The sequence below is a fragment of the Nonomuraea sp. CA-141351 genome (genome assembly GCF_050944675.1).
Classification (GTDB): Bacteria; Actinomycetota; Actinomycetes; order Streptosporangiales; family Streptosporangiaceae; genus Nonomuraea.
The window spans coordinates 10,104,729-10,119,783 of sequence record NZ_CP191982.1; the positions used below are offsets into that span (position 1 = coordinate 10,104,729).

Genomic DNA, 15,055 nt, shown 5'->3' on the forward strand with positions numbered 1-15,055 from the left:
CGTGCCGCTGGCGGCGCCTGCTCCGTACCCCTGACGGAGGCTGATCGATCGTGACTGAACGCGTGCACGTGGCCGTGCTGGCGCGTGGACCGTCAGCCGAGCACGAGCAGGGGATCAGCTCGCGATGGCTCAAGGCGTGCCCTCGGGCACCAACCTTCTCGGGCTGCTCAAGCATCTGGCGTTCGTCGAACGGTTCTACTTCCTCGGTGAGGATGTCGGCGACTGGCGCGCCACCATGCGGCCGTCCGCGCAGGACACCATCGACGGCGTGCTCGCCGACTACCGCAAGACCGTCGAGCGAGCGAACCAGGTCATCGACGCCTGCCCAGATCTGGCCCTCCCCGCCCCGCGCCCAGGCCCGGCACCATCGATGCGATGGGTCCTGGTGCACATGATCGAAGAAACCGGCCGGCACGCCGGCCACGCCGACATCCTCCGCGAGCAGATCGACGGATCCACCGGCCGCTGACAAACCCGCCACCGGCGCGAATCGCCGAACAGTGCGGCAGTGCGGCAGTGCGGCAGTGCGGTGACCGTACAGCGAGATTCTCCTACTATCTGTGAACATCTGGCACCAATGGGGCCACGGTACTCTCTCCAGTCAGGAAAACTGGCACCATGGCCTTCCCGTCTCGAGAGCATCAGCCTTTCGCTCACCTGAGCGCTCCCAACGCTGCCCTCTACCGGGAGATCCTGCGCATCTTCGCCCGGGCGAAGGAACGTTTCATCGTGCATCTGCGGCCGGAGGACGTGGCGGCGGAGTTGCGGCGGGACAACGACGATGCGCTCGCGCAAGCCCTGGAAAAGCTGCGAAAGTGGGGCAACCTGCGGGCCGACGCGGACACCGGCAGGGTCACCTCTGTGGAGGATTTCCACCGCAAGCGGTTCCTGTTCCAGCTCACCCCTGCGGGGCAGGCGGCCGAGCAGGCGATCGACTTCTACGAGGAGGCGATCGGGCGGCGTGGGGTGCTGCAGTCGGTGGCCCTGGGCGACATCGCCGAACAACTGCAGGCGCTGACCCTTCTGGCTCAGGAGCAGGATCCTGACCCGGCCAGGGTTCATCTGCTCCTGCTCTCCCTCGCCGAGCGGTTCTCGTCGCTGGCGGACAACGCCCAGGCGTTCATGGCCTCGCTGCGCCGGGCGATCGATTTCTCCGACGGCGACGTGGCGGGGTTCGTCGCCTACAAGGAGCGGCTGATCGAGTACATCAACCGGTTCATCGCCGACCTGGCCAACTCCGGCGCGCGGATAGCGACCCTGCTGGCCCGGCTGGAGACGTGCGGGCATGAGGAGCTGCTGAGACTGGCCGCGCGCAGGGAGGCCGCCGACGCGGTGCCCGACTGGGAGGAAGCCGCGGACGCATACGGGAGGGCCGAGGAGGCGGCGTACTCCTCGTGGCTGAACCGCTGGCGAGGACTTCGGGACTGGTTCGTCTCCACGGATGTGGGCCGGCCGTCACAGGCGCGGTTGCTGCGCCAGGCGGCGATCACGGCGATCAAGCAGCTCATCGACGCGGTCGGGCTGCTCAACGAGCGGAGGTCCGGACGCTCCGACCGATCTGCGGACTTCCGTGCCCTGGCTCGCTGGTTCGCCGAGGCGCCCGACGAAGCGGCGATGCACCGCTTGTGGCGGGCGGCCTTCGGCTTGACCCCGGCCCGCCACCTGACGGTCACCGCCGCCACCCTGGACGAGTGGCGAGAATTCGGAGCGGGGACTTCCTGGCAGGACGCACCGCCGATCAGGATCTCTCCCCAGCTCCGGCGTACCGGCTCCTACGAGCGGCGCGGCAAGCCCAACAAAGTGGCCGACCGCAGCCAGGCGCGCAGGCTGCTGATGGAGCAGGCCGAGCGGGAGGCGGCCGAGACCGCCACGGCCCGGGCCCGGCTCCGCACGGACGGGCCGGTGCTGCTTTCGGAGCTGAACGTGCTGGACCCGCGGGCGTTCCGGCTGTTCCTGGGGCTGCTGGGTGACGCGCTGGCGGCCCGGCGGCCCGGGGAGACGGAAGTTAAGACGGTGACGGGCGACGGCTCGATGGAGGTGCGGCTCACCCTTGTCCCCGATGGCGGCGAGGTCGAGATCCACACCGAGGACGGCGTGTTCACTGGGCCTGAGCACGTGGTGGAGATCTCCGATCTTATGGTGGTCCGATGACGCCCGAGGAGGAGCTGGCCCAGCGGCGCGCCGCGCTGCGCGCGCTGCTGGCCAAGCCACTGCTGACGGCCGAGGACGACGCGGAGGCGCTGGTGCTGGTCCGCCGCCATCTGACCGAGCTGCGCGAGTGGCTCACCCGGGAGACCGGCTGGCGGCTGATGGTGGATTCGGGCACCGCGCGGCTGTTCAAGGGCGTCGCGGACACGTCCGACGCCACCCACCCCGCCAGAGGCAAAGCGGGAGAACCGTACGGAAGGCGCCGCTACGTCCTGTTGTGCCTGGCGCTGGCCGTGCTGGAGCGGGCCGACGCGCAGACCACGCTCGGCCGCCTGGCCGAGGAGGTGCTGTCGGCGGCGGCGGAGCCCGAACTGGACTTCCGCTTCACCCTCGACAACCGTGCCGAGCGGGGCGATCTGGTGACCGTGGTGCGCACGCTGCTCGGCTGGGGCGTGCTGCGCAGAGTCGCGGGCGATGAGGAGGCATATCTGACCTCGACCGGTGACGTACTGTACGACGTGCGCAGGCCGGTACTGGCCGCGTTGCTCACCGGCACGCGAGGCCCATCGACGATCATCGCGGAGTCGTTCGAGGAACGGCTGGCCGAGCTCACCGCCGAGCCTGTCCCCGACACCGACGACCTGCGCAACCAGGCACTTCGCCGCAGGCTGACCCGCAGGCTGCTGGAGGACCCGGTGATCTACTTCGCCGACTTGGATGAGGCAGAGCGTGCCTACCTGACCTCCCAACGGCACGCGATCACCCGCCGGATCGTGGAAGCCACCGGGTTGGTGGCAGAAGTACGCGCGGAGGGTATTGCGATGGTGGATCCCGACGACGAACTGACCGACGTGCGCATGCCCGAACAGCGCACCGACGGCCACGTGACGCTGCTGGTGGCCGAGCACCTCGCCACCCGCGGGGCATCAAGCATGGATGATCTGAGGGCATTCGTCCAGCAGACCGCACGTGACCATGCGTCGTTCTGGCGCAAGGGCGTGACCGAGCCGGGCGCCGAGGACGGGCTGCTGGCCACGGCCCTGGGCAAGCTCACGGCGCTGCGGCTGGTCCACGTCACGGAGGACGCGGCCGTGGGGCTGCCCGCCATTGCCCGTTACGCGCTGGACGAACCCGTCATCAAAGGACAGTGATGCCCCCTTCTCCGACCTCCGAGCGCTGGAAGCCGCTGCGCGCCGGACTCGTCGACATGTTCTACTACGACGTGGAGGAGTTCCACTTCCACGACGGCCGCCTGCTGCTGCGCGGCAACAACGGCACGGGCAAGTCCAAGGTGCTGGCCCTGACGCTGCCGTTCCTGCTCGACGGTGAGCTCGCCCCGCACCGGGTCGAGCCCGACGGCGACCGGCAGAAGCGCATGGAGTGGAACCTGCTGCTGGGCGGCAGGCACCCGCACCCCGAGCGGCTGGGGTACGCGTGGATGGAGTTCGGCCGCCGCGCCGCTGACGGGAGCGAGGAGTTCCGTACCATCGGCTGCGGGCTGAAGGCGGTCAAGGACCGCGGCATCGTTCGGCACTGGTTCTTCGTCACTCCCCAGCGCATCGGCCGCGATCTCCACCTGCTCACCTCCACTGGAGTGGTGCTCACCAGGGAGAAGCTGCGTGAGGCGATCGAGGGCCACGGCATGGTCTACGACCGGGCTGCCGATTACCGCAGGGCGGTGGACGAAGCGCTGTTCGGGCTCGGCGAGCACCGCTACGAGGCGCTGGTGAACCTCCTCATTCAGCTGCGGCAGCCGCAGTTGTCCAAGAAGCCCGACGAGAAGCTCCTGTCGCGGGCCCTCACCGAGGCGCTGCCGCCGCTCAGCCCCACTCTGATCGCCACGGTCGCCGAGGCGTTCCGCGGCCTTGACGAGGAGCGAGACGCGCTGCGCGGGCTGGAGGAGGCGCGCAGGGCGGCGGCCGACTTCCTCGTCCACTACCGCCGGTACGCCGCGATCGCGGCCAAGCGTAAGGCTGCCGTCCCCCGCCTGGCGCAGAGCCGGTACGAGCACCTGGGCCGCGACCTCGGCGAAGCCGAGGCCCGCCACGCGGCCGCGGAGGCGGAGCTGACCGCGGCCCAGCAGGTGCTGGAGGAGCTGGCAGCCCAGCGGAACCTGCTGGAGGCCCGCAAGGAGGCGCTGCGCCAGAGCCCCGAGATGCGTGACGCCGAGCGGCTCAAACACATGGGAGAGGAAGCCGGCCGGCTGGACTCCCACGCGCGCCGGTGCGAGCAGGAGCGCGACCGCCTCACCGGCGAGACCCAGCGCCGAGAGCAGCGGGCGAGCACCGCCCTCGGCAAGGCCGAGGAGGCGGACCGGGACCTGGACCAGGCCAGGGAGTCCGCGCTCGCGGCCGCCCGCGCGGCGGCGTTCGAGGCCGGGCACCTCTCCATCATCGACTGGCACGCACTCGGCGAGCCGTCGGAGCAGGCCAGGGCCCGGCGGGAGGCCGAGACTCTGGCTGACCGCCAGGAGCAGGCGATCAACGAGCTGGAGCGGCTCATCGACACCGTCCGGCAAGCTCGGTCCCGGCTCGCCGCGGCCCGTACGGAGGTGGACCGGCTGACCGGCGAGCTGCAGTCCGCCGCCGAGCGCATCGAAGCCGCCGAGCAGGCCACCGGCGCGGCCACGGCCGGGCTGGTCCACGAGTACTCCCTCTACCTGGCCGGCCTGACCGAGCTGCGGCTGGACGACCCCGACGAGGTGCTCGCGACGCTGGAGGGCTGGGCCGTCTCCGTCGATGGTCCCAACCCAGCCGCGACGGCGGTCGACGACGCGGCCAGGAACGCCACCGACGCGCTCGGCCGCTTGGGCGCCGAACTGGAGGCGGAGCTGCGCGAGGCGAGGCGGGCCGCCGCATCCCTGACGGAGGAGATGGCCCGGCTGGAGGCGGGCGGTCACGACGCTCCGCCCACCCCGCACACGCGCGCCTCAGACGCCCGGCTCGGCCGTCCTGGCGGTCCGCTGTGGAAGGTGGTGGACTTCGCTGAGGCAGTGCCGGCCGCGCATCGGGCCGGGCTGGAGGCCGCCCTGGAGGCCGCGGGCATCCTGGACGCGTGGGTCACGCCCGACGGGCGGCTGCTTGCCGAGGACGACACCTTCGTCGTGACCGGCGAGCCGCCGGCCGGGCCGTCGTGCTCCGCCGTCCTGCGTCCTGCCCTCGACCGCGCCGACCAGCAGGCCGCGGCCCTGTCCGACGCCGCCGTCGAGACCGTGCTCAAGAGCATCGCGCTCGGCCAGGGCGGTGGGACGTGGGTGACCGTGGACGGACGGTGGGCCAACGGCGTGCTGGCAGGCTCATGGCGCAAGAACGACGCCCACTACATAGGCGAGGGCGCGCGAGAAGCGGCGCGGCGTGCCCGACTGGCGGCTCTCCGAGCGGAGCTGGACCAGGTCGCCCAGCGGATCCATCGCCTCGGCGCCGACCTCGACGCGCTCGCCGCCCGGCGCGAGAGGCTCGCGGCCGAGCACCGGGCGCTGCCTCCGGACGCGCCGCTGCGCGAGGCCCACGTCAAGCTCGCCGCCGAGCACGAACGCCGGCGCGAACTCGACGCCCAGCACACCGCCGCGACCGGGGTGGCGCTCCAGCGGCAGAGCGAGCTGGAGGCGGCCGGCAACCGGACCGCTGAGTTCGCCGGCGACGTCGGCCTGCCTGCCGAGCCTCAGGCCTTGGCCGAGGTCAAGAGCGGAGTCACCGGCTACCGGCTGGCACTGGCCCGGTTCTGGCCCGCCGAACAGGCGCGGCGAGCCGCGCACGAGGCTGCCCACGAAGCCACCGACGACCTCGAACGAACCCGGAGCCGGCTCGACGACGCGGCCGAGCTGGCGGTGGCGGCACGCGGCGAGGCGGACGCCGCGGCGGAGACCTACCGCGCACTGGTGGAAACCGCCGGCGCCGCGGTCGAGGAGCTGTTCCGCCGGCTCGACCAGGTGGAGCGAGAACTACGCGAACGCACGTCAGCCGAGGGCGAGACCCGCCGCAGGGAACAGGCGGCCCTGGAGGAACGAGGCAAGGCCGAGGGCGTGCGCGACGCCCTGCGCGGCCAGATCGACGAGGCGACCACGGCACGCGACACCGCCGTACGGGAATTCCAGGCGTTCGCCGCCACGGGACTGCTGCACGTCGCGTTCCCCGCTCTGGACGTGCCCGACACGGACGGCCAGTGGGCGGCCACCCCCACCGTGCTCCTGGCCAGGACGGTCAACGCCGAGCTCGACGCCGTGGACGACGGCGACGGCCCCTGGGACCGGGTGCAGAAGAAGGTGGCCGAGGAGCACAAGCTGCTGTCGGACGCCATGGCCAGACACGGGCACTCCGTCGGACTGACCCTGCGGGACGGGATCATGATCGTGGACGTGCTGTTCCAGGGCCGCAGCAGGGACGTTCCCGGCCTCGCCGAAGCGCTGGCGGAAGAGACTGGGCACAGGGCCCGGCTCCTGTCGGCCAAGGAACGCGAGATCCTGGAGAACCACCTGCTCAACGAGGTCGCCGGAACGTTGCACGAGCTGATCGCCGCGGCCGAGTCCGAGGTCCGGGAGATGAACGCCGAGCTGGAGTCCCGCCCCACCTCTACCGGCATGCGCCTGCGTCTGGTCTGGAAGATCGCCAGGAACGCTCCTGAAGGGCTGGAGCGGGTCCGCGACAAGCTCCGTCAGACGGTGGACGCCTGGTCCGTCGCCGACCGGTCGGCCGTGGGCGCATTCCTCCAGGACAGGATCGCCCGCGAGCATGCCGACAACCCTGCTGCCGGATGGATGGAAGCGCTGACCCAGGCCTTGGACTACCGCGTCTGGCACGAATTCGCGATCCAGCGGCTGCAGGATGGGCAATGGCGGGCCGCCACCGGACCGGCCTCCGGCGGTGAGAGAGTGCTCGCGGCGTCGGTGCCGCTGTTCGCCGCCGCGTCGGCCCACTACAAATCGGCGGGCAACCCGTACGCTCCGCGGCTGGTCGCCCTGGACGAGGCGTTCGCGGGCGTCGACGACGACTCGCGCGCCAAATGCCTGGGCCTGCTGGCCACGTTCGACATGGACGTGGTGATGACGAGCGAGCGCGAATGGGGTTGCTACCCGCAGGTCCCGGGGCTTGCGATCTGCCAGCTGTCCCGTCGCGACGGCGTGGACGCGGTGCTGGTCACCCCGTGGCGTTGGGACGGGCGCGAGCGGCGGCGAGCGGAGCGCCCGGTCACCGCGATGCAGGCCCCTGACGTGGCCGTGGCACAGGACGGCCTGTTCGCATGAGCGTCCAGGATGAGCGGTTGCGGCGACTGCTCGGCGGTGACGAGATCGCCTGGCTGGTCGATCGGGCACGCCGCCGCCTGGAACAGGGCAAGCCGCTGACCGGGACGGTGACGCTCACGACCGCGACTTCCGCGCAGCGCCGCGCGGCCGAGGTACTGCTCGGCCGCCGTGCGGGAGCCGGTTCTTCCCTGTCGGTCTCCTTGGACGAGGTGGACCGCATCCTGCGAGCGGGCGGCGTCACCGCAGGCGGGCTGCACGAGGCCGTCGTACGACTGCGCGGCCCGATCCGGGACCAGGCCGGCGAGAAGGCCGCGCAGGCGGCCGCCTGGGAACGGGCCTTCGCCAGGCTCGACGCTCTCATCGCCGACCGACCCGAGCTGTCCGGGTGGCGATCGTGGCTGGAGTCCACCGGACTGGTCAGAAGGCTCACCCCCACAGCCCAAGAAGCACGTATCCTGCTCGACCGGTTGAGCGCCGTGCTGGAGCGACTGCCGTCACCGGGCACGCCCCTCGGCCGGCTCGCCGCCGAGACCTGCGCAGACGCACACGCTCTGGACGAAGGACGCCCGCTGGCCACCCTCGCCCTATCCGCAGCCCGTGCCCTGTCCGGTCTGCCGCACGCGGGCGAAGGCGGCGCGGACGCCCGCCGCTCGGCCTGGGCCGCGGTCGGTGTACACCTCGATGACCTGTCCTCCCTCGTCCTCTGCCTGGGGCTGCCAGGTGACGGCCACTCTCCCACCGGACGCATGCTCAGCGCCGCCAGGGCTGCAGGCGAGCCGTGCGTGCTGACCCTGCGTCAACTCCGCCGCCACGAAGCACCGCTGCGCGCAGACCTGGTCAGGATCTGCGAGAACCCGGTCGTGGTCGCCGCGGCGGCCGACGAACTCGGAGCCTCCTGCCCACCCCTGGTATGCGGCGGCGGCCGGCCGTCGGCGGCCGTCTGGCGGCTTCTGGACCTTCTTGCGGCCGGCGGCGCGGCGTTCGCCTACCATGGGGACTTCGACTGGGGCGGGATCGCCATCGCCGCCGCAGTCCACGAACGGCTCGGGTTCCTGCCGTGGCGCTTCGATACCGCCTCCTATCAAGCCGTGCCCTCGTCGGCGCCGCTGTCAGGGCAGGTGCGCCCGACTCCCTGGGATCCGGAACTGGGCATCGCGATGGAGGGGCGGGGCGTACGGGTCGAGGAGGAGCTCGTACTCGCCGAGTTGATCGCCGACCTGGTCCCTAAGGGAGGTGGCAGGCACTAAGGCCCAGACTTTCTTGTGATCATCGACCCGATGGTCAGGTAGTCTCAGCCGCCCGGCACGTGTTCCCCAATCTACGGGACGGGGAAGCATCGGATGCCCGTGGACCAGTAACCGAGCAAGCCCAGCGAAAGCACGGGCTCGAAGAAGCAGCGCTGTCATGGACGCCATCAAGCACGCCGCGGCCCTCAAGGAGCGGCTGGTCAACGTCGCCCTCTCGCCCCAGTTCACCCGCGAGCTCGACGAAGCCTTCGAGCGGAGCCTGCGCCTGCCGATAATTACATCCGCCCAGATCATGCCTGAAGGGTGTCAATACTCCGTTCACGGTCGTGAGCTGCGGGTTTCTCTCGGCTTCCTGGTCGGAGCAGTGGCCCGGGTCGTGCATGCTCGAGGCTCGTGACGCCCCGTCTCTTCTATATGATCTTCTGCCGCATGGCGGGCTGGCTGACGCTGCTGCCCCCTGGCGACGCCTCCAAGAACGTGGAGATCCTGGTACTGCGGCACGAGATCGCCGTGCTGCGCCGTCAGGTGTCCCGTCCGAGGCTGTCATGGGCGGATCGAGCGGTGCTGTCCGCGCTGGCTCGAGGACTGCCGACGGCGCTGCGCGCCCACCGACTGGTAACACCAGCGGCGCTGCTGCGCTGGCACCGGCCTCTGATCGCACGTCACCGGACCCACCCGCACCGGAGGATGGGACGGCCACCAACCGATCCCGCCGTCGTGACGTTGATCCAGCAGCCGGCGCGGGAGAATCCGCGCTGGGGCTACGAGCGCATCCGAGGCGAGCTGCGGCAGCTGGGCCATCAGGTGAGTGGTGCGACGATCCGCCGGGTTCTGAAACGGGCACGCCCAGCTCCGGCGCCGCGACATGCCGACGACCGTTGGCGCGATTTCCTCCGCGCCCACGCCGCGAGCACGCCGGCTTGTGACTTCTTCACGGTGGACACCGTCACGCTGCACCGGCTGTACGTCTTCTTCGTGGTGGAGGCCGGCACCCGGTTCGTGCACGTGCTCGGCGTGACCACCCGCCCAGATGGCGCATGGGTCACCCAGCAAGCCCGTAACCTTCTCGTCGACCTGAAGGACCGGGCCGGGACGTTCCGGTTCCTGATACGGGATCGGGACACGAAGTTCACCAGCGGCTCCGATGAGGGTTTCGCAGGCGACGACATTGACGTGCTGAAGATCCCGCCTCGGGCGCCTCGCGCGAACGCGTTCGCCGAGCGATGAGTACGCACCGCACGCAGGGAGTGCACCGACCGACTGCTGATCTTCGGCGAACGGCACCTTCGCACCGTGCTGAACGAATATACCGATCACTACAATCGCCACCGGCCGCACCGCTCCCCCGGCCTTCGAGCTCCCACCAATGATGACTCCAACGTGATCCCGCTGCCGCTGGGCCGGATCGAGCGCCGCCACGTTCTCAGCGGGCTGATCAACGAGTACCAGCGAACTGGCTAATCAACGAGGTGCCGTCACGAATGCGCAGGTCAGCGCCTTGGGCCTGATTTTGACACCCTTCAGGCAGGCCCGCAACCTGGTCATGGATCTGGGTGACCGCATCGCCGAGCAACGATTCCTTGGCGACGCTCAACCGCGACATGCAGGCCGACTCAGGGTTGTCCAACCCCGACTACCAGGTGCTCGTCGTGCTGACCGACTCCGTTGAGGGACGCAGCCGGATCTCCGACCTGGCGGTGGAGCTGCAGTGGGAGCGCAGCCGGGTCTCCCACCACGTCGCCAGGATGGAGAAGCGGGACCTGGTGTCGCGGCAGGGATGTCCCGACGACGGGCGCGGCGCCTTCGTCCGCATCACCGAGACGGGGCGGGCAGCCATCGAGCGCGCCGCGCCCGGTCACGTACGCGCCGTGCGGCACCTGGTCTTCGACGCGCTCACCGCCGACGAGGTGGCTCAGCTCGGCGAGATCTTCCACCGGCTCCGGTCACGCGTCGCCCGGTCAGCGACCGCGCCCTCAACTGCCGCCCGGACCTGACCGTCAGCCAGACCTGCCGGTGGGACGGCGCGAACTTCCGCAGGACGGCGGAGAAGACGGCTCCTATCTCCTGAGCGCCGGTCAGCTGTATGCGAACAGGTCCTTGCGCATGCCGTACGCCTTGAAGAGGTAGTCGCGCGAGGCTTCGAGCTCGTGCCGGAGGCGGCCGAGGTCGGCGTCGAGCAGGCGCCCGCGCCACTTGCGGACCTTGCCGGCCACGATCACGGTCTCGACGTTGGTGCGGTCCATCAGCGAGACGACCGCCCCGGGCACGCTGTTGAGCGGGGCCACGTTGAGCGCGGTGGCGTCGAGCAGCACGATGTCGGCCTGCTTGCCGGGCGTGAGCGTGCCGGTCCTGCCGCCGAGCCCGAGGTGCTCGGCGCCGTTGACGGTTGCGTAGCGCAGCACGTCCCTGACGGTGAGCAGCTCCGGCGTGCCCTTGGCGGGCGTCGGCCAGGTGTTCGGCGGCACCGGGTCGCCCTGGTCCAGGACCAGCTGGTTGACGACCATGCGCTGCATGGCCATCGCGGAGCGCATCAGCGTGAACGGGTCAGCGGCCATCGTGGTCTCCACGTCGGAGCTGAGCGAGGGCTCCATGCCGAGCTCCCGCATCTTGAGGATCGGCGGGGTGCCGTGCCGCATGACCATCTCGATGGGGACGGCCAGCGAGACGTGCGCTCCGGCGTCCCGGATCTTCTTCCAGGTCTCGTCGGACATGCCCGTCATGTGGATGAAGAGGTTGTCCGGGCCCACTCGAAGCCCTCCGGTGCCCTGGGCCAGCTCGTCGAGCGCCGGCCGCATGCCGAACGAGCCGACCGCGTGCGAGACGACCCTGAGACCCAGCTCGCGGCCGATCGTCCAGGCTCTGGTGTACATCTCCTTGTCGAGGTGCAGCTCGCCGCCCATGACCATGGTCACCAGCTGGTCGTCCGAGGAGAACCAGCGATCCCTGATGCGGCGGGCGTCCTCCGGGTACTTGGCTCCTTCGCGGCCGTCCCCCTCGAAATAGCCGAACGCGGCCCGCCGCCCGGTGTCCATCAGCGCCTGGACCGCCGCGTCACTGTGTTCGGGGGAGTGATGGATCTGCGACACGTCGAGCACGGTGGTGACGCCCGCGTCCAGCTGCGAAAGCCCCGCGAACAGCTCGTTGATGTAAACGTCCTGCGGCCGGTACGCCTTCGCGAACCCGCGCAGGACGTGCTCGACGTAATTCGGGTACGCGCTCGGCGACCCGGAGCCGTCATCCTGCAGCAGGCCGTTGGCGAGGAACGAGCGCTCGGCCGTCTCGAACTGATGGTGGTGCGTGTCCACGAAACCCGGCATGACGATGCGCCCGCGCGCGTCGATCACCTCCGCGCCGCCGACCTCGATGCCGGGCCGGACCGCGACGATCTTCTGGCCTTCGACCAGCACGTCGGCGACCTCGAAGTCGCCCACCTTCGGGTCCATCGACATCACCGCCCCGCCCCGGATGACATAGCGGCCTGCGGGGCGCGGCGCCTGGTCACCGCTCTGCGCCGCGGCCGGTGACGTCGCGAGCAGGCTCGTGCCCGCCACGGCGGCCGAGGCCTTCAGAAAATCCCGGCGTCGCGTAATGCTTTTGTTCGACATGTGGATCGCCTTTCATATGTGCTCAAAAAAAATGGCCTGATCAAGAGACGGGGACGGCCCGCAGCGGGGCGAGCGCGGCGCTCCAGGACACGACCTGGCCCAGCATGGAGCCGAGTGATTCGAGCTGGTGGTCGCCGGGCTTGAACACGGTGAGGTCCTGGAAGTCCGCCATCAAGTGGAGCGTGACCTGCTGGCGTACATCGGCCAGCTGCAGGTTGCCGGCAATCGTCCGCAGATGCTCCACGGCCCTGGCGCCGCCCGCCATGCCGTACGACACGAAGCCGACCGACTTGTTGGCCCACTCGGCGTACAGGTAGTCGATGGCGTTCTTGAGCACGCCGGGGATGCTGTGGTTGTACTCGGGCGTCACGATGACGAAGCCGTCGAAGGACGCGATGGTGCCCGCCCACTGCTTGGTGTGCTCGTTCTCGTACGTACCGAACGCGGGCAGCAGCGCCTCGTCGAGGTGCGGCAGCGGGAAGTCGCGGAGGTCGATGAGCTCGAAGACGGCGTCGTCCCGCCGCGAGGCGACTCCGTGCACCCAGGCGGCCACCTGTTCGCTGTTCCGGTTGGGGCGGGTGCTGCCCACGATGATGCCGATGCGGGTCATGACGGTCTCTCTCTAGCGAGTTGATGTGTCTACTGGAGACTAGAAGTCGTTGAGTAGATGTGTCAACTCACTGGTAGAGTGACCTCATGGCGCAGCTTGGATTGACCGAACACGAGCTCCGCGCATGGCGGACGTCCTTCCGGATGGTGGAACTGCTGCGGACTCGCATCGAGCAGCAACTGCAGGCCAGCAGCGACCTGTCCAACGCCGACTACACGGTGCTCGCGCTGCTGTCCGAGGCGCCCGGCCGGCGGTTGCGCCCCTACGAGCTCGCCCGGGTCGCCGGCTGGGAGAAAAGCCGCCTGCACCACCAGCTCACCCGGATGGAGCGGCGCGGCCTGGTCGCCAGGGAGCGGTGCGGCTCCCGCGGCATAGACGCCGTGCTCACCGCGCAGGGCCTCACCGCACTGAAGAAGGCCGTGCCCGGCCACGCCGAGGAGGTCCGGCGCCTGTTCGTCGACCGGCTGACCAGCGAGGAACTCGACCAGTTCGCCGCCCTCGCCACCAAGATCCTCAACAGCTTGGAGGCGGACCAGTGACGTACGGGCTGACACCGAAGCCTGTGGGCTCAAAAACTCAAACCACTTAAAGCGCAGAGCCCTTCGTTCGGTGGGAGGAAGGGCTCTGGGGCGCCGAATGGCCGGTCCTGGTCACCTGGGATCATGATTCGTGATCTTGTGTGCGGTGTAGGCACCCGGGTCTGTTGTCTTTGTCGGCGCTGCTGCTGCGGAGGAGCGTCTCCAAGGAGGTGGAACTGCTAGTGCTTTGGCATCAGAACGCTGTCCTACGCCGTCAGGTCCCGCGGGTGCGTTACGAGCCGGCCGACCGCCTGTGGTTCGCGGCGCTCTCGTACCTGATACCCCGCCGTCAATGGCGGAGGATCTTCCCGATAACCCCGGCCACGTTGCTGGCCCGGCACCGCAAACTCGTGGCGAAGTAGTGGGACTACAGCAATCGCCGCCGTCCCGGACGGCCACACCCTCATGCGCTCTCGCAGTTCATCGGCGGCGGTCGGCTCAATGACACGGCCCGGCCCGCGCAGGTGCGTCTTCAGCTGATCGATGCCGGTTTCGGCCTCCCAGCGATCATGGTAGCAACGGGCCAGGTCCTTCGGCGGTGGCCTCGGCCGGGGTCGAGAATGCTGGTGATCAGCCGGATGTGCTCGTCCTTGCGGTCGGGCACGGTGTAGTCGACCACCCGGACGATCACCGCGTGCTCGGGATCGAGGTCGCGGCCCTGGCGGGCGGCCTCGCGCTGCCGGTCCTTCTGCGATCGGCGCAGGCCGGAGGGTTTGGTGATGACGGCGAGCCAGGACCCGTCCTCCAGGTCACGCAGCCAATACGGGCGAAGCCCGGCTTGGACACGCCAGAGCAGGTGCGCGCCGCTGTGCCGGGCCTGGTTCCAGGCAGGAAAGCTGTAGAAGCCGCGGCCGGCGGTGAGCAGCATCTCCTCGGTCAACTGCTCGTACAGGGAGAAGGCGAGGGTCTGTTCACCGGCCCAGCACCCCGCCACATCGGCGGCCACCATGGCGTGGCTCGCGCACTCGCTGATGGCGACCACCCGGGCCTGCGGGAAGGCGGTCTCGTACCCGCCCGCGCTGTCGCGGCCGAACTCGGCGACGTTCGCCTCGGTGTCGGGCAGGTCCACGACGAACCCGTCAACCGCCATCACCCGCCGGCGGTTCAGCCACGCGCCCGGCGTCGACTTGGTCGCCGCGGGCCCGGCGACCTGCCGGAACACCTCCTTGACCACTTCGGTTCCCAGCCGCCGGCGGGCTTGGGTGATCGCCCCGCGGGTCGGCGCCTCCCAGCGCGCCCCCGGCATCAGGGCCGGCATGCCCGTCAGTTTCTCGGCGACTTCCTCGTAGTCGTCGGCTGGGGAGAGGCACAGCGCGATCAGCAGGTAGACGACCACATGCGCGGGAAGCTTGCGAACGCGACGCTCCCGGCATCCGTACGTGGCGATGTCGCGTCCAGGACCTGGCGAGGGATCAGCGATGTCAGCGCTCCAACCGCGACCAGATCCGTCAACCGCCCCGAACCGCCTGCATCACCCGACAAGATCACCAGGCGACCGCTACCAGCAAGATCGCTATCTAAACGACATTGAGGGCTTCACCAGATGCGATTGAGATCGACGCAGGTCAGCGGCGAGACGGCCGGAACGCTCCAACTCCTGCCGCGATAACCCCTCAGGACCGCGAAAG

At 69.8% G+C, this 15,055-nt stretch carries 13 protein-coding genes and 1 pseudogene; 11 read left to right on the forward strand and 3 right to left on the reverse strand.

Annotated features, from left to right (window positions below):
- Positions 1-124 precede the first annotated feature (124 nt).
- From ACQPWU_RS47415 to ACQPWU_RS47455, 9 genes and pseudogenes are all read left to right on the forward strand, one after another.
- Entirely contained in the window at positions 125-469 is a 345-nt protein-coding gene (locus ACQPWU_RS47415; RefSeq protein ID WP_433432723.1) for a DinB family protein, read from the forward strand.
- A 149-nt stretch (positions 470-618) separates the two neighbouring features.
- On the forward strand, positions 619-2,151 hold the full coding sequence (locus tag ACQPWU_RS47420; protein ID WP_433432725.1) for a TIGR02677 family protein: 1,533 nt from the start codon (positions 619-621) through the stop codon (positions 2,149-2,151).
- Entirely contained in the window at positions 2,148-3,299 is a 1,152-nt protein-coding gene (locus tag ACQPWU_RS47425; RefSeq protein WP_433432726.1) for a TIGR02678 family protein, read from the forward strand. Before ACQPWU_RS47420 ends, ACQPWU_RS47425 begins: the two co-directional genes overlap by 4 nt.
- A complete protein-coding gene (locus ACQPWU_RS47430) occupies positions 3,299-7,387 on the forward strand; it encodes a TIGR02680 family protein (RefSeq protein WP_433432728.1) in 4,089 nt (1,362 codons plus the stop codon). Before ACQPWU_RS47425 ends, ACQPWU_RS47430 begins: the two co-directional genes overlap by 1 nt.
- The gene (locus ACQPWU_RS47435; protein ID WP_433432730.1) at positions 7,384-8,634 is read left to right on the forward strand and encodes a TIGR02679 family protein; all 1,251 of its coding nucleotides are present in this window, start codon (positions 7,384-7,386) and stop codon (positions 8,632-8,634) included. Before ACQPWU_RS47430 ends, ACQPWU_RS47435 begins: the two co-directional genes overlap by 4 nt.
- Before the next feature lie 157 nt (positions 8,635-8,791).
- Positions 8,792-9,031 (forward strand): hypothetical protein, encoded by a 240-nt coding sequence (locus ACQPWU_RS47440; protein WP_433432731.1) that lies wholly within the window; start codon positions 8,792-8,794, stop codon positions 9,029-9,031.
- Positions 9,028-9,861, forward strand: a complete 834-nt coding sequence (locus ACQPWU_RS47445; RefSeq protein WP_433432733.1) for a hypothetical protein — start codon at positions 9,028-9,030, stop codon at positions 9,859-9,861. Before ACQPWU_RS47440 ends, ACQPWU_RS47445 begins: the two co-directional genes overlap by 4 nt.
- A 15-nt stretch (positions 9,862-9,876) precedes the next feature.
- Positions 9,877-10,095: pseudogene (locus ACQPWU_RS47450) on the forward strand (hypothetical protein); the annotation flags it as partial.
- A 92-nt stretch (positions 10,096-10,187) separates the two neighbouring features.
- Positions 10,188-10,628, forward strand: coding sequence for a MarR family winged helix-turn-helix transcriptional regulator (locus ACQPWU_RS47455; RefSeq protein ID WP_433432735.1), 441 nt, complete (start codon positions 10,188-10,190; stop codon positions 10,626-10,628).
- 81 nt (positions 10,629-10,709) lie between these two features.
- On the opposite strand, the gene ACQPWU_RS47460 is transcribed toward ACQPWU_RS47455, so the two are convergent.
- Complete coding sequence (locus tag ACQPWU_RS47460) at positions 10,710-12,239, reverse strand: amidohydrolase family protein (protein WP_433432737.1); 1,530 nt, start codon at positions 12,237-12,239, stop codon at positions 10,710-10,712.
- A gap of 40 nt (positions 12,240-12,279) precedes the next feature.
- On the reverse strand, positions 12,280-12,849 hold the full coding sequence (locus tag ACQPWU_RS47465; RefSeq protein WP_433432739.1) for an NADPH-dependent FMN reductase: 570 nt from the start codon (positions 12,847-12,849) through the stop codon (positions 12,280-12,282).
- 86 nt (positions 12,850-12,935) lie between these two features.
- Between ACQPWU_RS47465 and ACQPWU_RS47470 the strand changes: the two genes are divergently transcribed.
- Together ACQPWU_RS47470 and ACQPWU_RS47475 are read left to right on the forward strand one after the other, a co-directional pair.
- Positions 12,936-13,388: a MarR family winged helix-turn-helix transcriptional regulator gene (locus ACQPWU_RS47470; protein WP_433432740.1), complete on the forward strand. Its 453-nt coding sequence runs from the start codon at positions 12,936-12,938 to the stop codon at positions 13,386-13,388.
- Positions 13,389-13,654: 266 nt separating this feature from the next.
- On the forward strand, positions 13,655-13,789 hold the full coding sequence (locus tag ACQPWU_RS47475) for a hypothetical protein (RefSeq protein ID WP_433432742.1): 135 nt from the start codon (positions 13,655-13,657) through the stop codon (positions 13,787-13,789).
- Between the two features lie 110 nt (positions 13,790-13,899).
- On the opposite strand, the gene ACQPWU_RS47480 is transcribed toward ACQPWU_RS47475, so the two are convergent.
- Complete coding sequence (locus tag ACQPWU_RS47480) at positions 13,900-14,847, reverse strand: IS4 family transposase (protein ID WP_433445463.1); 948 nt, start codon at positions 14,845-14,847, stop codon at positions 13,900-13,902.
- Positions 14,848-15,055: the final 208 nt, after the last annotated feature.

Coding starts and splice junctions, on each gene's coding strand:
- ACQPWU_RS47420 (WP_433432725.1), top strand. CDS start 619: ATGGCCTTCCCGTCTCGAGAGCATCAGCCTTTCGCTCACCTGAGCGCT.
- ACQPWU_RS47435 (WP_433432730.1), top strand. CDS start 7,384: ATGAGCGTCCAGGATGAGCGGTTGCGGCGACTGCTCGGCGGTGACGAG.
- ACQPWU_RS47430 (WP_433432728.1), top strand. CDS start 3,299: ATGCCCCCTTCTCCGACCTCCGAGCGCTGGAAGCCGCTGCGCGCCGGA.
- ACQPWU_RS47415 (WP_433432723.1), top strand. CDS start 125: ATGGCTCAAGGCGTGCCCTCGGGCACCAACCTTCTCGGGCTGCTCAAG.
- ACQPWU_RS47465 (WP_433432739.1), bottom strand. CDS start 12,849: ATGACCCGCATCGGCATCATCGTGGGCAGCACCCGCCCCAACCGGAAC.
- ACQPWU_RS47470 (WP_433432740.1), top strand. CDS start 12,936: ATGGCGCAGCTTGGATTGACCGAACACGAGCTCCGCGCATGGCGGACG.
- ACQPWU_RS47425 (WP_433432726.1), top strand. CDS start 2,148: ATGACGCCCGAGGAGGAGCTGGCCCAGCGGCGCGCCGCGCTGCGCGCG.
- ACQPWU_RS47440 (WP_433432731.1), top strand. CDS start 8,792: ATGGACGCCATCAAGCACGCCGCGGCCCTCAAGGAGCGGCTGGTCAAC.
- ACQPWU_RS47460 (WP_433432737.1), bottom strand. CDS start 12,239: ATGTCGAACAAAAGCATTACGCGACGCCGGGATTTTCTGAAGGCCTCG.